Origin of the sequence: Pantoea sp. GCM10028869, from assembly GCF_042666835.1 — a bacterium.
GTDB classification, from domain to species: domain Bacteria; phylum Pseudomonadota; class Gammaproteobacteria; order Enterobacterales; family Enterobacteriaceae; genus Pantoea; species Pantoea leporis.
Window position 1 is genome coordinate 148,741 of the sequence record NZ_JBHTGO010000008.1, and the last position, 24,686, is coordinate 173,426.

The window sequence follows — 24,686 nt, forward strand, 5'->3', positions numbered from 1 at the left end:
TGATTCTATGTTGTATCGCCGTTTTGAACGTTTTATCAATATTTTCCAGGATGCGCCAACCGATTCCCCACCCGCCAGCGTCTGGCCGTTCTACTTCTACTATCTGCGTCAGGTGTGGCCGAGCTTTGTCGCGCTGCTGATTGTCGGGCTGGCACAAGCACTGATCGAAGTGGCGCTGTTCAGCTATCTCAGCCGCATCATTGACCTGGTTAATCACTCGACGCCCGCTTCGCTGTTCAGCGATAACTGGCAAATATTACTGTGGATGGGTTTTGTCGCGCTGATTCTACGGCCGGTGGTGATTGCTGCGCACGATATGCTGGTACATCAAAGTATTAACCCGAGCATGACCAGCATGATCCGCTGGCAGCATCACAACTACGTGCTGCGTCAAAGCCTGAATTTCTTCCAGAACGATTTTGCCGGGCGCATTGCCCAGCGCATCATGCAGACCGGTAACTCGCTGCGTGATTCGGCGGTACAGCTGGTGGACGCCATCTGGCACGTGGTGATTTACGCGGTGACCTCGCTGGTGCTGTTCGCCGAAGCCGACTGGCGCTTGATGATTCCGTTGATGATCTGGATTGTGGCTTACAGCGTGTCGCTGGGCTTCTTTGTGCCGCGCGTTAAACAGCGTTCGGTGGTGTCATCGGAAGCGCGCTCGAAATTGATGGGCACCATTGTCGACGGCTACACCAACATCGCCACCATCAAACTGTTTTCGCATAACGATCTGGAGAAGCGTTACGCGCGTGAGGCGATTCAGGAGCAAACCGACAAAACCCAGCACGCCAGCCGCATGGTCACCACCATGGATATCACGCTCTCGACGCTGAATGGCTTGCTGATTGTCAGCACCTCCGGCCTGGCGCTGTGGTTGTGGAGCCAGTCGCTGATCAGCGTTGGCGCGATTGCGCTGGCGACCGGTTTGGTGATTCGTCTGGTGAACATGTCCGGCTGGATCATGTGGGTGGTGAACGGCATCTTCGAAAACATCGGCATGGTGCAGGACGGCCTGAATACCATCGCGCAGCCGCTGAGCGTGCAGGATGAACCGAATGCGAAAAACATGCAGGTGACGCGCGGCCAGATTCGTTTTGAGGATGTGCGCTTTGATTATGGCGGCAGTCGTCAGGTGATCAATCGCCTCAACCTCAACATCAAGCCGGGCGAGAAGATCGGTTTGATTGGGCCGTCCGGCGCCGGTAAATCCACCCTGGTGAATCTGCTGCTGCGGCTGTATGACATCAACAGCGGCCGCATTGTGATTGACGATCAGAACATCGCCGAAGTGACGCAAGAGAGCCTGCGCGGGCAAATCGGTATGATCACGCAGGACACGTCGCTGCTGCATCGCTCAATTCGCGAAAACCTGCTGTATGGGCGTCCGGATGCGACGGAAGAGGAGTTGCAGGCGGCGATTATCCGCGCGCGCGCCGACGAGTTCATTCCGCTGCTCTCCGATCCACAAGGCCGCACCGGGCTGGATGCGCACGTGGGCGAGCGCGGCGTGAAGCTGTCGGGCGGTCAACGTCAGCGTATCGCCATCGCGCGCGTGTTGCTGAAAGACGCGCCGATTCTGATCATGGACGAAGCCACCTCAGCGCTGGATTCCGAGGTGGAAGCGGCGATTCAGGAGAGCCTGGAAACGCTGATGCAGGGCAAAACGGTGATTGCTATCGCGCACCGTCTTTCCACTATCGCCAAAATGGATCGTCTGGTGGTGCTGGAGCAGGGTGAGATTGTCGAGATGGGCAACCACCGCGAACTGCTGGCGCACGGCGGACTTTACGCGCGCCTGTGGCAGCATCAGACCGGCGGTTTTGTCGGCGCGGATTAATCACCACGCCGATACGGTAAGGCGTCGCGCGCTTCAATCGCCCAGCCGCGCACGCCTTCCCGTTCCTGCAGCAGAAAATCCGCCACCGCATCGCGCAAGCCGGGATGACACAAATAGTGCCACGAATGGGTGATGTGCGGCTCAAAGCCGCGCACCAGCTTATGCTCGCCCTGCGCGCCCGCATCAAAACGCTGCACACCTTCCGCGATGGCGAAATCCATGCCCTGATAGAAGCAGGTTTCAAAATGCAGCCGATCAAACTCCGCCAGACAGCCCCAATAGCGGCCGTACAGCGTGCTGCCGTCCATTAAGCAGAACGCCATCGCTGCCGGTTGCCCTTGTAGCGAGGAAATCACCACGCGAATCGAATGCGGCATGCGCTCCGCCAGCAGGCTAAAGAAGTGGCGCGTCAGATAGGGCCGCTGGCCGCGCACCGCGTAAGTGTTGGCATAACAGGTGTAAACAAAATCCCATTGATCCTCGCGCAGCTCATCGCCGCGATACCAGCTGAATTCAAAGCCGCTGCTCATCACCTGCTCACGCTCTTTACGCAGTTGTTTGCGCTTGCGCGACATCAGCGTGTCGAGGAAATCCTGAAAATCGCGGTAGCCTTTGTTATGCCAGTGATACTGCAAGCCGAGGCGCTCCAGCCAGTCTGGCTGCTGCTGCATGATGTGGTTGGCGAACGGCGTGGTGAAGTTGATGTGCGCGCCGCTCAGACCGTGTTGATAGAGGTTATCCGGCAGCACGCTGAGCAGTTTCAGCACCGCTTCTTCATCGCCCAGCAGGCGTGCGCCAGTCACCGGACTGAACGGAATCGCGCCCAGCCATTTCGGATAGTAAGGAATACCGGCGCGCTGACAGGCATCCGCCCACGCATGGTCGAACACATATTCACCGCGCGAATGGCGTTTGCGATAGCCCGGAATCGCGGCACGCAGCGTGCCGTTTTCGCGCCACAGCAGGTGATCCGTCTGCCAGCCGTTTTCGGGCCGCACGCTGCCGCTCTCTTCAAGTGACAAGAGAAATGCGTGGCGTAAAAACGGTTGATCGTCAGGTAACAGCGCATCCCATTCGACGGCGGCAATCTCCGCCAGCGATGACAGATGTAGCAAAGACATTCACGGCTCCCGGCCTGATGAAAGCAGGCGCCTAGTTCAACAGGTTTTCCCGCGTGGGAAAAGGTGCAGCGCACTGAATGTGTATACCTTGCTTTGTGCCCGCAACCGACCTGTGGATAGTTCCGTAGCGGCGCCATTTATCGCGCGCCCTTTAGGCATGTGTATACTCAGGCTTTTTAGCCGTCAGGAAACGCCATGGATCGCCTCGATTGTGACCGCATGTTTGTCGCCGTGCTGGAAGTGGGCAGCTTTGCCGGTGCGGCTGAACGCCTCGGCACCAGCAGCGGCCAGGCGTCGAAGCTGGTCTCCCGGCTGGAGCAGGAACTCGGGGTGCAGCTGTTTAAACGCAGCACGCGCGCGCTCTCGCCCACCGAAATCGGTCGCGCCTATTACGAGCGGGTAAAAACCCTGCTGGAAGCCTTTGATACGCTGGATGCCACGGTGCGCGACAGCGCCACTACGCCGAGCGGCCGCCTGAAAATCAGCGCGCCCGGTACCTTTGGTACTGCGGTGTTGGCCAGCGTGCTGGTGGAGTTCGCGCGTCATTATCCGGAGATCGAACTCGACGTGAACTTCTCCGATCGTGCAGTTAACATTGTCGATGAAGGCTTTGATATGGCGATTCGCATCGGCAAGCTTGATGACAGCAGCCTAATCGCGCGCCGCCTTGGCGATGTGCCGATTCGCGTGGCGGCGTCTTCCGGTTATCTGCTGCAACACGGCACGCCGCAGCACTGGCGCGATTTGGCGGCTCATCAGTGCATCAGCGATACCAATTTCCGCGATCCCTGGCACTGGCCGTTCGTGACGCCGTGCGGCGACAGCGTCAGCATGCCGATTCGCGGTCGTCTCTGTTTCTCCAATACCGAAGCCTGTTTGCAGGCGGCGATCGCCGGATTGGGCATTGCGCGGCTACCAGGTTTTATTGCCGCACCCGCCCTGCAGCGCGGTGAAATCGTCTCGCTATTAGAGGAATTCGCCACGCCGCCCATGGGCCTGTTCGCGCTCTATCCGCCGGCGCGTCATCTGGCGCAGAAAACCCGGCTGCTGATCGATTTCCTCGCCGCCCATTTCCAGCACCATCCGCCCGGCTGATTCCTTCCAATTTGGAAGCAATGAAAGCCATTTTGCCCGGATTATCGCCTAACCAGCAGCGCTGTATGCTCACTTCATCAACACTGAGGAGAGAAGACGATGCTGGTAAACGGTAAGTGGAGTGCAGAGTGGCATCCGGTGCAAGCCACCGATCAACAAGGCGGATTTGTGCGCCAGACATCCCGTTTTCGTCACTGGATTAGCGCAGATGGTTCCAGCGCATTCGCTGCCGAGCCGGATCGTTATCACCTCTATGTGGCGCTGATTTGTCCGTGGGCCTCGCGCACGCTGCTGGCGCGCAGTCTGAAAGGGCTGGATAAGGTCATCAGCGTGTCGGTGGTTGAGCCGCAGCTCGGCGCGCAAGGCTGGCGCTTCGGTGATTATCCTGGCGCAGATCGCGACTGGCTGAATAAAGCCGAATACCTTCACGAACTCTACACCCGTGCCGATGCCGATTTCACCGGCCGCGCCACCGTGCCGGTGCTGTGGGACAAAAAGACGCAAACCATCGTCAATAATGAGTCAGCCGATATCCTGCGCATGCTGAACAGCGGCTTTGGCGCGCTGGCGGACGATCGCATCGATCTTTATCCCGAGGATCTGCGCGCAGAGATCGACGCGCTAAACGAATCGATCTATCCGCGCCTGAATAACGGCGTCTATCGCACCGGTTTTGCTACCACGCAGGTGAGTTATCAGCAGGCGTTTAACGATGTGTTCAGCCAGTTGGATGAGCTGGAGCTGCGCTTGCAGGATGGCCGTACTTTCCTGCTCGGCGAGCGCTTAACCGAAGCGGATATCCGCCTGTTCGTCACGCTGGTGCGCTTTGACGCCGCCTATCACGGCCTGTTTAAATGCAACCTGCGCCGCCTGCGCGACTATCCGCTGCTCGATCGTTATCTAAAGAGTATGCTTTCGGTCTCTGGCGTGCGTCAGACGGTGAATATCGATCACATCAAGCAGGGCTATTATTCAATTAAAGCGCTGAATCCCAACGGCATTGTGCCGGTTGGCCCGGATATGGCGGCCTACGATTTATAAGGAACAGGGCGATGGCAAAAGCGTTAGTGATTTTTTTACATGGCGTCGGCAGCAACGGCGATGATCTCGCGGTGCTCGGCGAACATTGGGCGCGCCTGCTGCCGGATGTGGCGTTTGCCTCGCCGAATGCGCCCTATCCTTTTGAACACGCGATGGGATATCAGTGGTTTAGCCTGACCGGCATCACGCCCGAAAACCGCCCGTCGCGCGTGCGTGAAGCGCGCGCGGCCTTTGATAACACGCTGCAGCAGCTGATGGCGCAGCACGGCATGGCGGATGCGTGGGACAAAGTGATTCTGGTGGGCTTTTCGCAGGGTTCGATCATGGCGTTAGATGCGCTGGCGTCGGGCCGTTATCCGCTGGCTGGCGTGGTGGCCTTTTCCGGCCGTCTGGCGTTTGATGGCGCATTAACGCCGCAGCCGTATACGCCCGCGCTGCTGATTCACGGCAAAGCCGATGAGGTGATTCCGTTTAGCGAAAGCGTATCGGCGGAGCAACGTTTACAGCAGGCTGGCGTGACGGTGGAAGCGCGTTATGAAGCGGCAACCGGCCACACCATTTCATCGCAGGGTGCGATGGATGCCGCCGGTTTTATTGCGCAATGTTTGCAGGATTAAGGCCAGTAACGATTTAACGCCTGCCACGCTTTTTGCGCAGCCACGTCTGCTGGCTGCGCCTTCAACTTATCGTTGAACACTTCAATGCCGACCGGCCCGCTGTAACCGGCACTTTTCAGCTTATCGACAAAGCGTTCCACTTCGATGATGCCATCGCCCGGCAACAGGCGCTGGTGACGCGCGTACTCGCTGAGCGGCTGCTTATCCTGCGGTGGCATGTCGGCCATATCGCACAGCTGCACTTCGTAGATACGGTCAGCGGGAATGCCATCCAGCTGCGACGCATCGCCGCCTAACGCGCAGATGTGGAACAGATCGACCACCAAACCGATATTCGGCTGGTCCAGCCGTTGCAAGCGTTCCCACGCCAGCGGCAGCGTGTTATCTACGCTGCACCACGCCATCGGCTCATACATGATGCGCATGTTGTAGCGCGCGGCTTCCGATGCCATCCAACGTAAATCTTCATCAATACGCGCCGCCACACAATCTTCACGCGTGCTGGCCGGTGCCTGAATGGTGTCGCAGCCGATGGTTTGGGCAATCTGAATAAACTGACGCAGCTCTTCGCGTTTTTGCTGGCGGTCGCGATCCGGCGCACCGGTGAAATCGCGTAGCACCTGCACATTGGTGAAGCCAAGCTGCAACTGCTTCGCTAACTGTGGCGTACTGGCTTGTACATCGTCGCGCCAGATCTCAACCTGATCGAAACCGGCGGCGCGTGCGGCACGCAGCTTCTCCTCAGGTTCACCGTTTAACAACACCAGGTTAAGGAATTTAGGGTTACAACGCATGACACAGCTCCTTAATCGTCCGGATAATCGGTGACAAATTCTGTGCGTCACGCGCACAGAATGGCGATCAGTATCTACCTCTGAGGAGTTATTTCAAGCGCGATGGTTATCCGAGCAGATTGACCGCGGCAAAACCGGCGAAGGTCATCAGCAGCGAACCAATAACATGCACCATCACGCTCGACATCGCCCAAAGGTATTTACCTGATTGTAGCAACCCAACAATTTCTGCAGAAAAAGTGGAAAAGGTGGTTAAGCCGCCACACAAACCAGTGACAATTAACAGTTTCCAAAAGGGATCGATATGCGGATTACGCACAAAAAAGGCCAGCGCCGCGCCGATGATAAAACCGCCTACCAGATTCACCATCAAGGTGCCGGGCGGCAAATTGGGAAACAGTGCGTTAAAACGTAATGAGATCAACCAACGCAGCGTACAGCCCACCGCACCGCCCAGCACCACCGCCAGTAACGATTTCAACATAGTTTGGAGCTCCTGATATGAATGACGCGCAGGGCCGCGGCAGGACAGAATAACACCTGACACACCGCCGTCTCCCGCGCAGGGATACGAGTGTTGTCAGGCGTCATCAGCCGTCTGTGACCAGAACGGCGGTTGGGGAAGGTGGCACGCCATCACCTTAGGCGGGAGATAATACGCTGGCTTGGCAATGCAGACAATATGGTGAAGGAGGCACAGTGTTGTCGCGGCGCAATCTATCGCGCGCATCAGTGAAGGCACCGTGCCAACCCCTTTTTGCGTAATAAATTGCGCCGCTACGGTTGGTGCCAATATCAACGTTCGAAGTGAATCACGCCCTTAATCAGTTCCCGGTTGTTAATCACATCCGCTTCAAAGCGCTCTGCCAGCGTAGAAAAATCATAATGGCGATTGAGCATCATGTCGGCACGAAGCTGCCCGTTCGCCATCAGTTCGCCTACTTTCGCGAAATCTTCCAGCGTGGCGTTGCGGCTGCCCAGCAGCGTGGTTTCTTTTTTGTGGAACTCGATATCCGGGATCACCAGATCGCCTTTATGCAGGCCGACAAACACGATGATGCCGCCGTGACGAATCAGTTTCACCGCGCCGTTCATCGCCGCTGGGCTGCCGGTGGCATCGATCACTTTGGCCGCCAAACGTCCACCAAACTCAGCCCGCAACTGCGCCTCAAAATCCGCTTCTAAAGGATTCAACGTCGCCAAACCCAGCTTCTGCGCTACGTGCGCGCGGCGCTGCTCGCTGGTGTCGGCCACCACCACATTCGCCCCCGCTGCCGCCGCAATCGCGGCCACGCCAAGACCAATCGGACCTGCGCCCACCACCAAAACCTGCTCATCCGCCGTAACGGCCGCACGGCGCACCGCATGCGCGCTGATGGCGAAGGGTTCAATCAGCGCGGCGGCTTCGGGATCAACCTCATCCACCGCCAGCAAATTGCTGGTCGGCACGCTAAGGTATTCGCAAAAACCACCATCCTGATGCACCCCAATCACCGAGATTTTTTCGCAGCAGTTGGTTTTGCCACTTAAACAGGCATCGCACTGCTGGCAGGCAACGTAGGGAATCAGCGCCACGCGCTGGCCCAGCCTGAAGCCGCTGGTCTGGCTGCCGAGTTCTACCACTTCGCCACACAGCTCATGCCCCAACACACGTGGATAGCTGAAAAACGGCTGATTTCCGGCCCAGGCGTGGATATCGGTGCCACAAATGCCGGCGGCGATCGGTTTGATCAGAACTTCATGGGCGGCGGGCGTCGGCTTCGCGCGCTGCTGCCATACCATCTGGCGCGGCTCGGCGACCACCAGCGTTTTCATCGTTGTCATTGGCTTCTCCTGTGCTGTTGTCGCAGTTATGGCGAAAATCGCCGATGGCAGCGTTTTGCGTTGGGGGAAGTGTGAAGCCAACCGCTTTTTTTGGGCTTTGTATGGTTTTTAATAGATAAAAAACCGGAGACGCGTATGAGCCGCAGCCAGAATCTACGTCAGAACGTGATTAACCAGATGCTGGAAGGCATTGCCAAACGGCATATCCGTTCGCCGTTGCCACCGCAGGCGGCGCTGGCTGAGATGTTCAACATCAGCCGCACTACGGTGCGCCACACTTTGCAGCATCTGCATGAGCGCGGCGTGCTGGAAAAGGTGGATGAAACCTACGTTATCGTGCGCGATCCCAGCGAAGAAGATGGTTTTAACGCCCTGACGCCGCCGATCGATCAGCAGGCGCTGCAGTTTGAGCAGACCTTTTTCAACCTGATCAATCAACGTCAGCTGATGCCGGGCGATACCTTTAGCGAGCTGCAGTTAGCCCAGCAGGTGAAGGTCAGTCCGGTTGTGGTACGTGAATTCCTGCTGCGCTTTATGCGTTATGACCTGCTGGAACCGGTGAAGCGCGGACAATGGCGCATGAAGAAGTTCGATCAGAAGTATGCCGAGAACCTGTTTGAGCTGCGTGAAATGCTGGAAACCCACGCGCTGACCCGTTTTCTCAACCTGCCCTCGCAGGATGAGCGCTGGATGCAGGCGCGCGACCTGCTGGATCGCCATCGTTCGCTGCGTGACACCATTGCCAGCAATTACCGCCACTTCGCCGCGCTGGATAAAGAGATGCACACGCTGATTCTCTCCGCCGCCAACAATCCGTTTTTTAATCAGTCGCTGGAGATTATTTCCGTGATTTTTCACTCGCATTATCAATGGGATGAAACCGATCTTAAGCAGAGAAATATCGTGGCGCTGGAGGAACATATGGCGATCCTGACAGCGCTAATTAGCCGTCAGGATGTCGAAGCGTTATGTGCGCTACACAATCATCTCGGCACCGCCAAAACATCGATGATCCGGTCTATCCGCCAGTACAATTAAAAACCGATTAAAAACCGCAAAGCATTAGCTCCCGCACGAATCTGAAACATCTCCGCAACATCCCGATCTGATTGCTTCTAGTCTCGAAGTCAATCCGTTGGGGCAGCACCGTTTTGCTGCCCCAGGATCCCACACAAACGCATAACGATAAGTACCCAGATCCGGGAGGTCGCAATGGAAAATACTTCGGCTCGTGGCCGCGAAAACGCGCCACAACCGGCTGCAGACGGGCAAGATTTTATCCCGGCACGCAGTGACGTGGTGCGCTCGCCGCGCATCAGAAAGATCCAGATTACCGCCATGCTGCTGCTGCTGTTCGCCGCCATGATCAACTATCTCGACCGCAGTTCGCTGTCGGTCGCCAATATGACCATTCGGGGAGAACTGGGTTTATCCGCGACTGAAATTGGCGTGCTGCTATCGGCCTTTTCGCTGGCGTATGGCTTAGCGCAGCTGCCGTGCGGTGCGCTGCTCGATCGCAAAGGGCCGCGCATCATGCTGGCGATTGGTATGTTCTTCTGGTCGCTGTTCCAGGCCGCCGCCGGTTTGGTGCATAACTTCACCCAGTTTATTTTGGTGCGTATCGGGTTAGGTATTGGCGAAGCGCCGATGAACCCCTGCGGCGTGAAGGTGATCAATGACTGGTTCAACATCAAAGATCGCGGCATGCCGATGGGCATGTTTAACGCCGCTTCGATGATTGGCTTGTCGATTGCGCCACCGATTCTGGCCGCGATGATGATGGTGATGGGCTGGCGCGGCATGTTTATCACTATCGGCGTGCTCGGCATGTTTCTCGCCATCGGCTGGTATCTGATGTACCGCGATCGCGATAACAACACGCTGAGCGGCGAAGAGATTCACTATCTGCAGGCGGGCAGCGTGGCATCGCGCAAAGAGCCGCTGAGTTTTGCCGAGTGGCGCGGCCTGTTTAAGCAGCGCACCATGTGGGGCATGATGATTGGCTTCAGCGGCATCAACTACACCGCGTGGCTGTACATCGCGTGGCTGCCGGGCTATCTGCAATCCACTTATCACCTCGATCTGAAAAGCACCGGTTTACTGGCTGCGATTCCATTCCTGTTCGGCGCGGCGGGCATGCTGCTGAACGGTTATGTGGTCGATGCGCTGGTGCGTCGCGGCCATGATGCGGTGAAGGTGCGTAAGATCTCAATCGTCACCGGCATGCTGCTGTCCGCCGCGTTTACCGCTTTCGTAACGCGTGCCACCGACACCACCAGCGCGGTCACCATGATTGGTATGGCGCTGTTCTGCATCCACTTTGCCGGTACATCGTGCTGGGGTTTGATTCACGCCAACGTCACGGCGCGCATGACCGCCTCGGTCGGCAGCATCCAGAACTTCGCCAGCTTCGTGTTCGCCTCGTTCGCCCCGGTGATCACCGGTTGGGTGCTGGATACCACCAAGTCGTTTAGCCTGGCGTTGATGATTTGCGCCGGTGTGACGGTGGTGGGTGCGCTGGCCTATTTGCTGCTGGTGCGTAAGCCGATTACCGATGGGGTTTGATCGTGCATAGCGCCGCACATACTGTAGCGGCGCGATTTATCGCGCATGTCGATGTCAGCAACGTGCCCAACCGAGCAATGCGCAATACATTGCGCCGCTACAGATTCAGGGGGTGAAAAACTGCGATTCACACTGGCGCGCGATCTCCCACAGCTTGTTGCGAATCACCTGTTTCAGCTGCAGCGTTGATTGCGACTGCGGCTGATCGCGGCGACTGATTAACATCACTTCAAACGGTAGCGGCTGCGCGACCGGCAACAACTTGAGCTGGTCGGCATAACGGCACGCGGTAAACAGATCGACAATCCCGACGCCGCCGCCCGCCAGCACCATATCGGCAATCACCGAATAGGTTTTAATCGACAGTGATACCGCCGGATTGAGCCCTTTATCGCGCAGCGCGCGGTGCAGCACCCGACCGAGCGGATCCTGATTCTGCATCATCAACAGGTTGTTGGCGCACAGCCACTCCAGCGTCACCGGCTCATGGTGGGTGTGATCGCGCGGCAGCAACGCCACCATCGACGACTGAAACAGCGGTTCCGCCAGTAAATCGGCATCCACCTGCTGACCAAACACCAGCGCGAAATCGAGCTGATTATCCATCAGCATGCGGCACAAGGTGCTGAAGTGCTCGGTGACCAGTTCCACGCTGACCGACGCCGCCTGTTGCCGCCAGTTCACCAGCGCGGGTGCTAATACCATCTGACCAAACGCATGCGCAGCACCGACGCGCACCGTTTGCCCTTCGCCGCGCCGTAGCTGCTCGGTCAGCTGGGTAATCGCCTGTAAACGCTGATAGATATCTTCCACTTCCGGCAGCAAGCGCCGCCCTTCTGCCGTCACCACCATGCCCTGCGCGCGCCGCTCAAACAGCGCAAAACCGAGCTGCTGCTCGGCGTGATTAAGCACGCGGCTGACATTCGGCTGCGACACATTTAGCAAACGCGCCGCCGCACTGATGCTGCCGGTCTGCACAATCGCCTGAAAGACTTCAATATGCCGCAGCCGCATGATTATTCGCCCCAGGTGGCTTCAAGCACGCGCAGCCAGTTGCCGTGGCAAATCTTCTCCAGCAGCTCGCGTGAATAGCCGCGCTGCGCCAGCGCCTGCACCAGCAGCGGGAATCCGGCCACGTCCTTCAGATCGCCCGGCATGGTGGCGCCATCAAGATCCGAACCAAAACCGACGCCCTCTTCCCCCACTTTTTCCAGCAGATACTCAACGTGGCGCACGATGGCATCGACGCCGGTCGGCGCATGGCGATCGCCATCTTCACGCAGGAACGGAACGGCAAAATTGACGCCGACAAAGCCGTTGGTTTCGGCAATCGCCGCCAGCTGGCGATCGGTGAGATTACGCGACTGCGCGCTGAGCACATGCGCGTTGGAGTGGCTCGCCACCAGCGGCGCATCGCTGATTTCCGCGGTGTGCCAGAAGCCTTTCTCATCCATATGCGACAAGTCGACCATGATGCGGCGGCGATTACAGTCGCGCACCAGCTGCTTGCCCGCAGCCGTCAGGCCGTTGCCGATATCTGGCGACGAGGGATAGAGGAACGGCACGCCGTCGCCGAACTGATTCGGGCGGCTCCACAGCGGTCCCAGCGTGCGCAAGCCGCTGGCGTACAGCATGTCGAGCAGCTCGCCGTGGGTATCCAGCGCTTCCGCACCTTCGACGTGCATCACCACCGCTAACACCTTGTTCGCCATGCAGTGACGAATCTCGCGCACGCTGCGGCAAATCTTCACCTGGCCATTCGAGGCCTGCTCAATGCGCAGCAGCAGCGCCAGCATGGAAAACGTCGCGTCGCGCGCTGAGTTGATAATTTCCTGAGGAAAATCTGCGAGGTCTGGCGCACTTCTTGCAATCAGAGGGTGGGACGGCACCCAGGCGGCGAAAATGCCACCTGCCATATTTCCCTGACGGATACGCGGCAAGTCCATTTGGCCCGTTTTGGTGCCAGTAAAAAAGGCATTAACCGCGTCCGGCTGATGGTGCTGCCACAGCTTATTCAGCACATCGTTGTGGCCGTCAAAGACCGGAATATCGAGGGTAATCGAGTCAGACATGTTGTTCAGTTCCATGTTCGGGGGAAAGCGCAGCACTGCCAGCTGGCGGAGCAAATTGCACCATAAAAGGGCAAAACCACACGCGTGAAACAAAGGACGTAGAACCGGTATTAATCCTCCGGTGGGTGCCTAAAGTCAAGACAAAAAACAATCAAATAACGATTTTTTATTTTAATTATCAATAAGTTGGGAGTTTACATGGTTACCAGAAGACGTTTTCTTGCAGGATGCACTGCTGTACCTGTTGTTTCCTACCTCAGCCTGAATTCTTCCTTTGCCGCGACGCCGCCGACCATGCTGGTGATCGCGATGCAGCTCGATAACATCACCAGCCTCGATCCACACGAAAGCTTCGAAGCCACCGGCGGCCAGATCTGCGGCAACCTCTATCAACGTCTAGTCACGCCCGATCCCAAGCAAGCCGATAAAGTGATTGGTCAACTGGCGCAAAGCTGGGACGTCAGCAGCGATAACGGCACTTACACGTTCCATCTCGATCCGGCGGCCAAATTCGCCGATGGTTCGCCGCTTACCGCAGAAGACGTGGCGTTCTCCATTGAGCGTATCGTCAAGCTGGATAAGAGCCCGGCCTTTATTATCAACCAGTTCGGCTTTACCAAAGACAATGTGACGCAGCGGGTCACCGCGAAAGATGCGCACACCGTGGAGATGAAACTCGGCGCGCCGGCGGCCGAAACCTTCCTGCTCTACTGCTTGTCCGCCACCGTCGGCAGCATCGTGTCGAAGAAAGCCTGTCTGGCGAACCAGCAGAACAATGACTTCGGTAACGGCTGGCTGAAACAGCACAGCGCCGGTTCCGGTGCCTTTACCCTGCGCACCTGGAATGCCAGCGAAACGGTGATTCTGGAGATTAGCCCGCAATATAAAGGCGCCAGCAAAACCAAACGCGTGATCCTCAAACACATCGCCGACCCAGCCGCGCAGGCGCTGATGCTGAAAAAAGGCGATGTCGATGCCGCGTATGACCTCACCACCGAACAGCTGCTGCAGGTGAAAAACGACAGCAACGTGTCGCTGGTGAATCAGTCGCTGTCGGCCATCATGCTGATGTCGTGTAACACCAATAATCAGTACCTGAAAAAACCGCAGGTGTGGCAGGCGCTGAAGTGGGCGCTGGATTACGACAGCATTCAGAAAAACATTCTGTCGATGAGTTTTGTCACCCATCAGAGTTTCCTGCCGAGCGGCTTCCCGGCGGCGCTGGACGATACGCCATTCCACAAAGATGTGGCGAAAGCCAAAGCGCTGCTGGCCGAAGCGGGATATCCGGACGGTTTCGAAATCACCCTCGATCACTACTCCATGCAACCCTATCCGGACATCGCGCAGGCAATTCAGACGCAATTGGGCGCGATTGGCATCAAAGTGTCACTGATCGCCGCCGAAAACCGCCAGGTGCTGACCAAGATGCGTGCGCGACAGCATCAGCTGGCATTGACGGTTTGGGGCGCCGATTATTTTGATCCCAACTCCAACACCGAAGCCTTCTGCGTTAACACCGACAACAGCGATAACGCGCGTGCGCGAACGCTGGCGTGGCGCTGCAGCTGGTCAGACGATGAATTTAACAAACTCACCGAGCAGGCGCTGCATGAGCCGGATCCGACGAAGCGCATCGCGCTCTATCAGCAGATTCAGCAGTTAGGCCGCGAGAAGAGCCCGTTTATTTTCATGATGCAAAAGACCAAAAACGTGGCCACCAGCAAAGCGCTGAGTGATGTCCACATGACCGTACTGGAGCAGTGGCCGTATGCGCAGGTGAAAAAAGCCTGATGCCGTTACTGAAGAGAATCGTCAGCACCCTGGGAAGCCTGGTGCTGACGCTGTTTGGTCTGTCGGTGTTGACCTTTTTCATTGGCCGCGTCATGCCCACCGATCCGGTGCTGGCGGCGGTCGGTGATAACGCACCGCAATCGGTGGTTGAGCGCGTACGTGCGGAAATGGGGCTGGATCAGCCCCTTTACGTGCAGTTTGGTCACTACCTCAATCAACTGCTGCATGGCGATCTCGGTAAATCGATTCTCACCTCGAATCCGGTGATTACCGATATCGCCCGCTTCTTCCCCGCCACCATGGAGCTGGCAACGGCGGCCATCGTCATCGCGGCGCTGATCGGCATTCCGCTCGGCGTGTGGGCGGCGGTACGACAACGTTCGTGGGTCGATCAAACCATTCGCGTGATCTGTCTCGCCGGCCATTCGCTGCCGGTATTCGTGCTGGCGCTGCTGAGCCTGCTGATATTCTACGCGGTGCTCGGCATTGCGCCCGGCCCCGGTCGGCAGGACATCATCTGGCAGGATATGGTGCCGCAGGTCACCGGCTTCCTCACCATTGATTCGCTGCTGGCCGGGGAAATGGACGCCTTCTGGGATGCGCTGGCCCACATGGCGCAGCCGGTGCTGATTCTGGCCTACTTCAGCATGGCCTACATCACGCGTATGACGCGCACCTTTATGCTTAACGCGCTGAGCGGCGAGTTCGTGATCACCGCGCGCGCCAAAGGTTTGTCATCACGGCGGGTGATTTGGCGGCATGCGTTTCCCACCGTGGCGGTTCAGCTGGTTACGGTGCTGGCGCTGACCTACGCCGGATTGCTGGAGGGCGCGGTGGTGACGGAAAACGTCTTCGCCTGGCCTGGCATCGGCCAATATCTCACTACATCGCTGATGAACGCCGACATGAACCCGGTGATCGGCGCCACTTTGCTGGTCGGCACCGTGTATGTGCTGCTCAATCAGCTGGCTGATCTTCTCTATCGACTTTGGGACCCGCGCGTAAAATGATCTTCTTCTCACGAGAATGGCTGCTCGACGACACGCCAGCCAATCGCCGCCAGGCGGTGTGGGGCCGGCGTTATCGCCTGTGGCTCAGCCTGCGCAGTAATCCGCTGGCGATGGCCGGATTGCTGGTGGTGGCGGTGATGCTGCTGCTGGCGCTGTTTGCGCCCTGGCTGACGCCGTTCGAACCCGGTATGCAGCATCTGGAAAACCGTCTGGCGGCCCCTTCCGCCGCGCACTGGCTCGGCACCGATGAGCTGGGGCGCGATGTCTGGACGCGCATTATCTACGGTGGCCGCACCACGCTCGGCATGGTGATCGCCGTGGTGCTGCTCACCGCGCCGCTCGGTCTGCTGATTGGCTGCATCGCCGGCTATGCCGGCGGTTTCATCGATAAAGCGCTGATGCGTTTGACCGACATCTTCCTCGCCTTTCCGCGTCTGATTCTGGCGCTGGCGTTTGTCGCCGCGCTGAAACCCGGCGTGGAGAGCGCGATTCTGGCGATTGCCCTGACGTCGTGGCCGCCATATGCGCGTCTGGCGCGGGCCGAGACCCTGCAGTTCCGCCACAGCGACTTTATCGCCGCCAGCCGTCTGACCGGCGCTTCGCCGCTGCGCATTATCCTGCGCCACATCATGCCACTGTGCGTGCCGAGCCTGATTGTGCGCGTCACGCTGGACATGAGCTCCATCATCATCACCGCTGCCAGCCTCGGTTTTCTCGGCATGGGCGCGCAGCCGCCGTCACCGGAATGGGGCACGATGATCGCCACCGCGCGTCGTTTCCTGTTCAGCGAATGGTGGGTGCCATTGATGCCGTGTATCGCGATTTTCCTGACGTCTCTGGCGTTCAACTTTCTCGGCGACGGTCTGCGTGACGTGCTGGATCCTAAGGAGCGCTAAATGTTGGTGGAAATTGAGAACCTGCGCGTTGCCTTCCGCTCGCGCAGCGAAACCGTTGAAGCAGTGCGCGGCGTCAGTTTTAGCGTTGGCCACGAGAAGTTTGCCATTGTCGGCGAAAGCGGCTCCGGCAAATCATTGACCGCGCGCAGCCTGATGCAGCTACTGCCGGGCAACGCGGAAGTGAGCGCCGATGTGCTGCGCTTTGACGGCATCGATCTACGCGGAGCCAGCGAGAAAGTGCTGCGCAAAATTCGCGGCAAGCGCGTCGGTTTTATCCTGCAGGATCCGAAATATTCGCTCAATCCGGTGATGACCATCGGCCAGCAGATTGCCGAAGCCTGGCGCGAGCACAAAGGCGGCAGCCATAAAGCGGCGATGCAGGCGGCGATTGAGCTGCTGGAGCAGGTGAAGATTCGCGACCCTGAAGCCGTGGCGCAACGCTATCCGCATGAAGTGTCGGGCGGCATGGGTCAGCGCGTGATGATTGCCATGATGCTGGCACCCGATCCGGAACTGTTAATCGCCGATGAACCCACCAGCGCGCTGGATGCCACGGTGCAGGCGGAGATCCTTAAGCTGATTGATGAGCTTGTGTCGGCGCGCGGCATGGGGCTGATTCTGATTAGCCACGATTTGCCGCTGGTGTCGCACTTCTGCGATCGCGTGGCGGTGATGTACGCCGGCCGCATCGTTGAGCTGCTCGATGCCGGGCAGTTGCAGCAGGCGCAGCATCCCTATACGCGCGGTTTGCTGGCGTGTTTGCCGTCGTTGCGCCATCCGCGCGAGCGTTTACCCGTATTGCAGCGCGATGCCGCGTGGCGAGAATAATTTATGATTCAAATCGATAACCTGCGCATCAATTTCGGTGCGCACACGGCGGTGAAAGACGTCAGCTTCACGGTCGGTAACGGCGAAAGCTTTGGCCTGGTTGGTGAAAGCGGTTCGGGCAAATCCACCATCCTGCGCGCGCTCGCCGGACTGAATGCCGACTGGCAAGGCAGCATGCTGTTTGGTGGCATGCAGCTCAGCGCCAAACGCAGCCGCGCCTTCTATCGTCAGGTGCAGATGGTATTTCAGGATCCGTTTGGTTCGCTGCACCCGCGCCAGACCATCGATCGCATCCTGCACGAACCGCTGCTGGTGCATCAGCTTGATCGCGCCGAACAGCGCATCAGCCAGGCGTTAAGCGAAGTGGGCTTGCCCGCGTCGGTGCGTTTCCGCTATCCGCATCAGCTGTCGGGCGGCCAGCGTCAGCGCGTGGCGATTGCGCGCGCGCTGATCGCTGAACCGGAAGTGCTGCTGCTGGATGAGCCGACCTCGGCGCTGGATGTGTCGGTGCAGGCCGAAATCCTCAATTTACTCAGCGATCTCCGCAGCGAGCGCAAACTCACCTACATTATGGTGACGCATAACCTCGCGGTGGTAACGCACCTGTGTCAGCGCATTGGCGTGATGCAGAATGGCGAGATGGTGGAACAGCTGAGCGCCGACGATCTGCGCGCGCGGCGCATCCAGCATCCGCATACCGCCCAACTTTTCGATCTCAGCATGACGCTGGAGGAACCGGCATGACCGCTTACTGGCAACGCGCCGCGGATGTCGCACAACAGATCACTGAAAGCTGGCAACAGCCAGGCGCGCCGGGCGGTGCGATGATCCTGTTTGATGCGCAGCAGATTCACTCAACGCACTGCGCCGGATTGGCTGATTTGGCGCAGCAAACGCCGTTTAGCGCCGACAGCGTGGTGCGTTTCGCCTCCATCACCAAACATCTGTTTGCCGCGCTGGTGACCGGACCGGGACGCCGCTATCTCAAGCTCGACGATCCGCTGGTGCAGCATCTGCCGCAGCTGCGCGGCGCCAACGGCCAGATCACCGTCGGCCAGGCGCTGGATATGAGCAGCGGTTTGCCGGACGTGCGTGAAACCTTATCGCTGCTGGGATTGTCGGTGTACAACGCCACCCGCGCCGACGACCTGCTGGATTTTGTCGCGCGCGAAGGCGATCTCAACTACGCGCCCGGCAGCGAAATCTCCTACACCAACACCGGCTATCGGCTGGTTGAAGAGGCGCTGAAAGCCAAAGGCGTGTTATTTAATGACCTGCTGCAGCAGTACATCTGTGATCCGCTGGACATCAACCTGATTGCGCCGGAAAGCTGGTTCGATATTGTGCCCGGTTTAGTGCCCGGCTACTGGCAAAACGGCGCGCAGTGGCAGCTCTCCAGCGCCGGTTTGCATCTCTCGGCATCGGGCAGCGTCACTGGCAGCCTGAATCATCTGACGCGCTGGCTGCAAAGCCTGCTGGCCGATAGCGGGCCGGGCGCGGGCGTGCTGCAGCGCCTGAGCGCGCCGCGTCATCTCAACGATGGTCGCACCAGCGGATACGGTTTGGGCATCACCAGCTCGACGCTCGGCAGCCAGACGCTGTTCGGTCACGGCGGTTCGCATGCCGGTTATAAGAGCTATTTCCTGCTGCATCCGGAGCTGAAAATCGGCGTGGCGCTGGTCGCCAACCGCGAAGATGTCATCACCTCAGAAAGCGTGCTGCGCGTGATGGCGGCGCTGCTCAATCGCGCGTTACCGGAGAAAGGACACGATTTAACGCCCGGACTTTACGTGGCGGAAGACGCCGCCGACTGGCTGGAAATCAAAGGCGCGACCGCCACCTGGCTCGGCGCAGGCGAAACCTTGTGGCGTGACGATGTGCACGGCACGGCGGTGTCGCTCTCCAGCACTTTCCCGATGCAACTACGCCATGCTGGCGCGGCGATTGTGGGAGAGATTGGTCATGCCGCCCGACGTTTTATGCCGGTGCAGGCCGATCAGGCCAGCCTCGATCATCTGCAGGGCCGCTGGTTCGCGCCGCAGTGGCGCAGCGAGTTGGTGATTGAGGGCGACAGCTTAATCATGGGCATCGGCCCGGCGGCGATTCGTGCGCGTTTGCAGTCGCTGGGCAACGATCGCCTATTAGCCACCGCGCAGGATGGACCGTGGGAGAAGCGCTTCGCGATTGCGCGCGAAGGCGACACGCTGCGGCTGCTGTTGAATCGTAGCCGCGTGGTGACGTTTACGCGTTGAAAATCGCGTAATGGTCAAACAGAGCGCACATACCGTAGCGGCGCAATTTATTGCGCAATGTCGTGTCGGTGCACGAAAGTCAAAACAACGCGATGAATCGCGCCGCTACGGTATGTGCACGTATTAGTAGCGGCGCAATTTATTGCGCATTTAGGCGATACGGTGGCGCAGGCGTCCTATCTTCTCGATTTCGACTTCAATCTCATCGCCGGGGAACATAAACAGCGGTGGCGTGCGTTTTTTACCGACGCCGCCCGGTGAACCGGTGATGATCACATCGCCTGGCGACAGCGGGCTGAACGCGGAGATGTACTCAATGATCTTCGCCACCGGATGCACCATGCTGGCGGTGGTGTCGTTCTGCACTTCGCGCTGATTGAGCCAGGTTTTGATCGCCAGCTGCTGCGGATCGGGGATCTCGTCAGCTGTAGTCATCCACGGTCCGAAACCGCCGGTCTGCTGCCAGTTTTTCCCGGCGGTGAACCAGGTAAACTGCATGTCGCGCACCGTGGCATCCATAAAGCAGCTGTAGCCCGCAACGTGCTGCAACGCATCGGCGGCTTTCACCTGATAGGCCGCTTGGCCGATGATCACCGCCAGCTCACCTTCGTAATCAAATTCCTGCGTGGTAGCGGGTTTCAGCAGCGGCTGCTGGTGCGCCGCCAGCGAATCCGCGAAACGCACAAACAGCGTCGGCGCTTCAAGGGTCTCGGCAAACTCTTTGCGTTTGTCAGCGTAGTTCATGCCAACGCAGAACACTTTGCCAGGATTTTCCACCACCGGCAGGAAGCGAATGGCGCTAAGCGGGTGATCAATCGGCTGTGACACATAGGCGTCGAGATCGCTTAACGCGCCGCGTTGCAGCAAGGTTTTCAGGTCCGGGCAGTCAGCGCCAAGACGCAAGCCGATATCAATCACGCCCTCTTGCTGCACAATACCGTAACTTTTTCTTTGCTGTTCAATAAGATAAAAACTGCAGAGCTGCATGACTGCCTCGTTGTTATATATAAATTGCGCGCAGGTTAGCAAAATTCAGCAGGAAATGCGGACCGACCTGATGACGCTATTTTCCACATCGCGCAATAAATTGCGCCGCTACGGTATGTGCACATATTGGTAGCGGCGCGATTTATCGCACATTTTACATTACGACTGCGTGGTCGCCAGATAGGAGAAGGCGCTCAGCAGGCTAATCAACGTGTTCATGTCATCGGCGCGATAGCCAACGGTAACCGCGTCAATGCGCGTCACGCCGGGGATCAGGCTGAACAGATCCGCCAGTACCGGTTTGCTGGCTTGCAGCTGCATCTCATAGGGCGCGATCAGGCGCGTGGTGCTGACCTGGCGTTTGCATTGCACGGCGGCCGTCGCTGCAGCGCGAATGGCATTTTGCGCTGCCTGCGGGCTAATGGATTCGGCGCAGGTGTGCGAGATGGCGCGTTTCACACAGACGTAATCCACCGAAGGATAATGCTCGGCAATCCAGCCTTTAAGCTGGTCGTCGCCGCTCACCAGCCACAGCGGCGTGCCCTGTTCAGCCGCGGCTGCAGCGTAGATGTCGCTTTCGCCCATCACCTTGCCGTTGATGTGAATGCGCCAGAACGCACGGCCGTTAATGGTGTGCGCCAGCACGCCCGGTTCGCCCGCCGCGCTGTGATAGCCGATAAAGAACAGGCCATCAAACGGCTGCTGCTCAATGCCTTCTACCATCGATAAGCCGCGCGGTTTGCCCTGCACCATGCGCGCGCGGGGATCGATATTTTCCGCACGCAGGTTGGTCATCTGCGCGTGGCTGTCGGCCACCACCACTTCCGTTGCGCCGCCAGCAAAGGCGCCATCGATAGCGGCGTTAACTTCCTGTTCCATCAGTCCGCGTGCCAGTTGGTATTCGGCGTGGCCGGGTGAACACTGTTCCGGCCGCATCACGCCGGCGATGCCTTCGATATCGGCTGAGATAAAGATTTTCATCACATTAATTTATCCAATACTTCCGTTAACGACGGCCGATGATGGCCACGAAAACCGGTGACAGATTCGGCGCTGAGTAAGGCATCCAGCACCGCGTGTTCGGTGGCATCGGCGGCGGCGGCGAGCAGCGGTTCCAACGTGGACTCTTCTGGCGGTTGCGGCTGCGGCTGGGTGGAAAACGCCAGCGCGATATCGCCCGAACCGTGGCCCCAATAGCTGCCCAGTCGTCCCAAACCGGCACCGGCGCGTTTGGCGACGCGCTTCAGCTGACGTGCATCGAGCGGCGCATCGGTCGCCATAATAATGATGATGGAACCGGCATCGCGCTGCGGCGTCAGTTCCGGCAGCAGCGGCGCGATCATTTCACCCAGGCGTACGCCATCCAGCGTCAGCGCGGTTAACGCGCCAAAGTTCGCCAGCACCAGCACGCCCAGCGTGGCGTTGAGCGACGGAATACTGCGCGATGCCGTGCCAATACCGCCTTTCAAACTGAAACAGCTCATGCCGCGCCCGGCACCGACGCTGCCGCGCTCGAAATCTGCCGTGGCGTCATAGAGTGCTTGCTGCGCCATCGCTTCGGTGATCGCCAGCGCCTGAATATCGTTAAGCCAGCCGTCATTGCACTCCAGCGCCAGCGGATTGACCGTGGGCAAGCTGCGGCCCAACTCGCGGTTGCGGCTGATGGCATCGCGCACCAGCGTAGTAAACAGCGTGCCAACCGCCAGCGTGTTGCTCAGTAGAATCGGCGTTTGCAGCACGCCTAACTCTTCAACCTGCACCAGGCCAACCGGCTTGGCGAAACCGTTAAACACCGCCGCCGCACAAGGTAGCGGCTGGGTAAACAGATTGTCGCCCGGCGGCACAATCGCAGTAACGCCGGTTTGTCGCTCGCCGTCAGCTAGCGTGTAGTGACCGACGCGCACGCCCGGCACATCGCTGATGCGATTGGTTGGCCCGCTGGCGCTGCGCGGTTGTCCCAGCTGACGCTCGTTGCGCCAGCGTTGCAGCAGCAGGTCGCGCTGCAGTTGTTGAAAGTCCATGCTTAGCTCTTCAGTTTGGGATCGAGCGTGTCGCGCAGCGCATCACCCAGCAGGTTAAACGCCAGCACGGTAATAAATATCGCCAGACCCGGAAACACGCTGACGTGCCACAAGCCCGCCATCATCATGCTGCGGCTCATCGCCAGAATATTGCCCCACTCCGGCACATCGGGTTCCGGGCCGAGGCCGATAAAACTAAGCCCGGCAGCGGTCAGAATACTGGTGCCGATACGCATCGTGAAATAGACAATCACGTTTGACAGCGTGCCCGGCAGAATATGGCGCAGCAGAATCACGCGATCCGGCGCACCGGCGCAGCGCACCGCTTCAACATAAGCTGCCTGTTTCAGCGACAGCGTAGAAGCACGCACGATACGGGCAAATACCGGCACGCTGAAGATCGCCACCGCGATGATGACGTTGTTGAGTCCCGGACCGAGAATCGCTACCACCGCAATCGCCAGCAGCATGCCGGGAAAGGCGAACAGCACGTCGGAGCCACGCATAATCAGCATATCGATCCAGCGTCCGTAATAGCCCGCCAGCAGGCCCAGCAGCACGCCGACCACCATGCCGAGCGTCACCGACAGCACGCCAACATACAGCGAGATGCGCGCGCCAAAGATGATGCGGCTGAACAGATCGCGACCGAGTTCGTCGGTGCCTATCCAGTGCGTGCTGGACGGCGGCGATGACAGCGCCATCCAGTCTGGCGCCATCGGATCCCACGGCGCCAGCCACGGAGCGAAAATGGCCACCAGCACCAGCAGCAGCACAAAGCCGCCGGAGACCAGCGCCAGCGGATTACGCACCAGCGCGTGCAGGAAATCGCGCCACGGCGAACGGATCGCCTCCTGCGCGTGGGCAGGCAGAGATTGCAGACTCATCAGGGCTCCTGTCGCAGGCGAATTGCTGGGTTGACCACGGCATACAGCAGATCGACCAGCAGGTTAATGACGATAAATTCAAACACGAACAGCATGACTAATGCCTGGATCACCGGTTGATCCTGCGCCTTGATCGACTCGATCAACAGCCAGCCCAATCCCGGCCAGTTGAACACGCTTTCGACCACGATCGATCCGCCGAGTAAGAAACCGAACTGCAAACCGAGCATGGTGATCACCGGGATCAACGCATTGCGCATCACGTGTTTCCACGTTATCAGCCGATTGCGCAGCCCTTTGGCTTTGGCGGTGCGCACGTAATCTTCCTGCGCCACTTCAAGAAACGCCGAACGGGTGAAGCGCGCCATCACCGCTGCCACCGAGGAACCGAGTGTGATCGCCGGTAACACGATGTCGCTGGGCTGGTTAAAGCCGCTGACGGAAAACAGGCCAAACGGCATGGCGACGAACTGGATCAGCAGCAGACCGAGCCAGAAAGTGGGCATGGAGATGCCGCCGACGGCGACGCTCATTAAGGTCCAGTCCTGCCATTTACCGCGTTTCAGCGCGGCAAATACGCCGAGGAAAAGGCCCAGAATCACCGACCAGGCAAACCCGGCCAGCGCCAGCCACAGCGTCGGCATAAAGCCCTGTTTGATCACGTCCAGCACCGGCTGTTGGGTGCGATAAGTGACGCCCAGATCGCCGCGCAGCAAGCCGCCGATCCAGTTGATATATTGCTGCGGCAGCGGATCGTTAAGTCCGAGATGCTGACGCGCTGCTTCCACCGCGGCCAAAGGCGCATCCGGCCCGGCGTAGATACGCGCCGGATCGCCAGGCAGCAGTTTGATGAAGCCGAAGACCAGCAGCGAGACCACCAGCAATACGGGGATCATCTCCAGCAGTCGGCGAATGATGTATGCGAACATGCGGTTCCTTTATTTTTTGGGATGGTGCTGGCTGCTCCCAGATGGTGCTGGCTGCCCCCAGACCGTGCTGGCTGCCCCCCATCCCGGCCTTCCCCCGCTTGCGGGGGAAGGAG

The 24,686-nt window shown here is 58.7% G+C and carries 23 protein-coding genes and 1 riboswitch; of the genes, 12 read left to right on the top strand and 11 right to left on the bottom strand.

Annotated features, from left to right (window positions below; genetic code table 11):
- Nucleotides 1-7: 7 nt before the first annotated feature.
- Nucleotides 8-1,840, top strand: coding sequence for an ABC transporter ATP-binding protein (locus ACFQW4_RS19545; RefSeq protein ID WP_217549848.1), 1,833 nt, complete (start codon nucleotides 8-10; stop codon nucleotides 1,838-1,840).
- Here ACFQW4_RS19545 and ACFQW4_RS19550 read toward each other — a convergent pair.
- Nucleotides 1,837-2,961 (bottom strand): GNAT family N-acetyltransferase, encoded by a 1,125-nt coding sequence (locus ACFQW4_RS19550; RefSeq protein WP_280172185.1) that lies wholly within the window; start codon nucleotides 2,959-2,961, stop codon nucleotides 1,837-1,839. The genes ACFQW4_RS19545 and ACFQW4_RS19550 overlap by 4 nt on opposite strands.
- 195 nt (nucleotides 2,962-3,156) lie before the next feature.
- Here ACFQW4_RS19550 and ACFQW4_RS19555 point away from each other — a divergent pair, with 195 nt between their 5' ends.
- From ACFQW4_RS19555 to ACFQW4_RS19565, 3 genes are all read left to right on the top strand, one after another.
- Nucleotides 3,157-4,056, top strand: coding sequence for a LysR substrate-binding domain-containing protein (locus ACFQW4_RS19555; RefSeq protein WP_377726824.1), 900 nt, complete (start codon nucleotides 3,157-3,159; stop codon nucleotides 4,054-4,056).
- Between the two features lie 99 nt (nucleotides 4,057-4,155).
- A complete protein-coding gene (locus ACFQW4_RS19560; protein WP_350261258.1) occupies nucleotides 4,156-5,097 on the top strand; it encodes a glutathione S-transferase family protein in 942 nt (313 codons plus the stop codon).
- An 11-nt stretch (nucleotides 5,098-5,108) separates the two neighbouring features.
- Nucleotides 5,109-5,714 carry an alpha/beta hydrolase gene (locus tag ACFQW4_RS19565; RefSeq protein ID WP_377726827.1) on the top strand — a complete coding sequence of 202 codons (606 nt, stop codon included), beginning with the start codon at nucleotides 5,109-5,111 and terminating at the stop codon, nucleotides 5,712-5,714.
- On the opposite strand, the gene ACFQW4_RS19570 is transcribed toward ACFQW4_RS19565, so the two are convergent.
- The 3 genes from ACFQW4_RS19570 to ACFQW4_RS19580 all read right to left on the bottom strand — a co-directional run bounded on the left by ACFQW4_RS19570 (nucleotide 5,711) and on the right by ACFQW4_RS19580 (nucleotide 8,332).
- Nucleotides 5,711-6,508: a sugar phosphate isomerase/epimerase gene (locus ACFQW4_RS19570; protein WP_192236925.1), complete on the bottom strand. Its 798-nt coding sequence runs from the start codon at nucleotides 6,506-6,508 to the stop codon at nucleotides 5,711-5,713. The genes ACFQW4_RS19565 and ACFQW4_RS19570 overlap by 4 nt on opposite strands.
- 106 nt (nucleotides 6,509-6,614) lie before the next feature.
- A complete protein-coding gene (gene crcB / locus ACFQW4_RS19575; protein ID WP_101762757.1) occupies nucleotides 6,615-6,992 on the bottom strand; it encodes a fluoride efflux transporter CrcB in 378 nt (125 codons plus the stop codon).
- Between the two features lie 90 nt (nucleotides 6,993-7,082).
- Nucleotides 7,083-7,158, bottom strand: a riboswitch (Fluoride riboswitch).
- A 145-nt stretch (nucleotides 7,159-7,303) separates the two neighbouring features.
- The gene (locus ACFQW4_RS19580) at nucleotides 7,304-8,332 is read right to left on the bottom strand and encodes a zinc-binding alcohol dehydrogenase family protein (RefSeq protein WP_377726832.1); all 1,029 of its coding nucleotides are present in this window, start codon (nucleotides 8,330-8,332) and stop codon (nucleotides 7,304-7,306) included.
- A gap of 135 nt (nucleotides 8,333-8,467) precedes the next feature.
- On the opposite strand from ACFQW4_RS19580, the gene ACFQW4_RS19585 reads away from it, so the two are divergent.
- A complete protein-coding gene (locus ACFQW4_RS19585; RefSeq protein ID WP_377726835.1) occupies nucleotides 8,468-9,370 on the top strand; it encodes a GntR family transcriptional regulator in 903 nt (300 codons plus the stop codon).
- Between the two features lie 174 nt (nucleotides 9,371-9,544).
- On the top strand, nucleotides 9,545-10,897 hold the full coding sequence (locus tag ACFQW4_RS19590) for an MFS transporter (protein ID WP_101762760.1): 1,353 nt from the start codon (nucleotides 9,545-9,547) through the stop codon (nucleotides 10,895-10,897).
- A 105-nt stretch (nucleotides 10,898-11,002) separates the two neighbouring features.
- Here the strand turns inward: ACFQW4_RS19590 and ACFQW4_RS19595 are convergent, their stop codons facing one another.
- Entirely contained in the window at nucleotides 11,003-11,911 is a 909-nt protein-coding gene (locus ACFQW4_RS19595) for a LysR family transcriptional regulator (protein WP_192236921.1), read from the bottom strand.
- Between the two features lie 2 nt (nucleotides 11,912-11,913).
- On the bottom strand, nucleotides 11,914-12,969 hold the full coding sequence (locus ACFQW4_RS19600; protein WP_377726840.1) for a dipeptidase: 1,056 nt from the start codon (nucleotides 12,967-12,969) through the stop codon (nucleotides 11,914-11,916).
- A gap of 198 nt (nucleotides 12,970-13,167) precedes the next feature.
- Between ACFQW4_RS19600 and ACFQW4_RS19605 the strand changes: the two genes are divergently transcribed.
- The 6 genes from ACFQW4_RS19605 to ACFQW4_RS19630 are packed head-to-tail and all read left to right on the top strand — an operon-like array spanning nucleotide 13,168 to nucleotide 19,749.
- Nucleotides 13,168-14,763 (top strand): ABC transporter substrate-binding protein, encoded by a 1,596-nt coding sequence (locus ACFQW4_RS19605; protein ID WP_377726843.1) that lies wholly within the window; start codon nucleotides 13,168-13,170, stop codon nucleotides 14,761-14,763.
- A complete protein-coding gene (locus ACFQW4_RS19610) occupies nucleotides 14,763-15,773 on the top strand; it encodes an ABC transporter permease (RefSeq protein ID WP_377726846.1) in 1,011 nt (336 codons plus the stop codon). The genes ACFQW4_RS19605 and ACFQW4_RS19610 overlap by 1 nt, the downstream gene beginning before the upstream one ends.
- Nucleotides 15,770-16,669, top strand: a complete 900-nt coding sequence (locus ACFQW4_RS19615) for an ABC transporter permease (RefSeq protein WP_061719814.1) — start codon at nucleotides 15,770-15,772, stop codon at nucleotides 16,667-16,669. Before ACFQW4_RS19610 ends, ACFQW4_RS19615 begins: the two co-directional genes overlap by 4 nt.
- On the top strand, nucleotides 16,670-17,497 hold the full coding sequence (locus ACFQW4_RS19620) for an ABC transporter ATP-binding protein (RefSeq protein ID WP_192415463.1): 828 nt from the start codon (nucleotides 16,670-16,672) through the stop codon (nucleotides 17,495-17,497).
- 3 nt (nucleotides 17,498-17,500) lie between these two features.
- Nucleotides 17,501-18,241 (top strand): ABC transporter ATP-binding protein, encoded by a 741-nt coding sequence (locus tag ACFQW4_RS19625; protein ID WP_101762764.1) that lies wholly within the window; start codon nucleotides 17,501-17,503, stop codon nucleotides 18,239-18,241.
- Complete coding sequence (locus ACFQW4_RS19630; RefSeq protein WP_377726851.1) at nucleotides 18,238-19,749, top strand: serine hydrolase domain-containing protein; 1,512 nt, start codon at nucleotides 18,238-18,240, stop codon at nucleotides 19,747-19,749. Before ACFQW4_RS19625 ends, ACFQW4_RS19630 begins: the two co-directional genes overlap by 4 nt.
- Nucleotides 19,750-19,899: 150 nt before the next feature.
- Here the strand turns inward: ACFQW4_RS19630 and ACFQW4_RS19635 are convergent, their stop codons facing one another.
- The 5 genes from ACFQW4_RS19635 to ACFQW4_RS19655 form a co-directional block, all read right to left on the bottom strand.
- Nucleotides 19,900-20,736 carry a fumarylacetoacetate hydrolase family protein gene (locus ACFQW4_RS19635; RefSeq protein WP_377726854.1) on the bottom strand — a complete coding sequence of 279 codons (837 nt, stop codon included), beginning with the start codon at nucleotides 20,734-20,736 and terminating at the stop codon, nucleotides 19,900-19,902.
- A 159-nt stretch (nucleotides 20,737-20,895) separates the two neighbouring features.
- Nucleotides 20,896-21,717, bottom strand: coding sequence for a M55 family metallopeptidase (locus ACFQW4_RS19640; protein WP_377726857.1), 822 nt, complete (start codon nucleotides 21,715-21,717; stop codon nucleotides 20,896-20,898).
- Nucleotides 21,717-22,757 carry a P1 family peptidase gene (locus ACFQW4_RS19645; RefSeq protein ID WP_377726860.1) on the bottom strand — a complete coding sequence of 347 codons (1,041 nt, stop codon included), beginning with the start codon at nucleotides 22,755-22,757 and terminating at the stop codon, nucleotides 21,717-21,719. The genes ACFQW4_RS19640 and ACFQW4_RS19645 overlap by 1 nt, the downstream gene beginning before the upstream one ends.
- 2 nt (nucleotides 22,758-22,759) lie before the next feature.
- On the bottom strand, nucleotides 22,760-23,644 hold the full coding sequence (locus ACFQW4_RS19650; RefSeq protein ID WP_377726863.1) for an ABC transporter permease subunit: 885 nt from the start codon (nucleotides 23,642-23,644) through the stop codon (nucleotides 22,760-22,762).
- Nucleotides 23,644-24,573 (bottom strand): ABC transporter permease subunit, encoded by a 930-nt coding sequence (locus ACFQW4_RS19655; RefSeq protein WP_350261268.1) that lies wholly within the window; start codon nucleotides 24,571-24,573, stop codon nucleotides 23,644-23,646. Before ACFQW4_RS19655 ends, ACFQW4_RS19650 begins: the two co-directional genes overlap by 1 nt.
- Nucleotides 24,574-24,686: the final 113 nt, after the last annotated feature.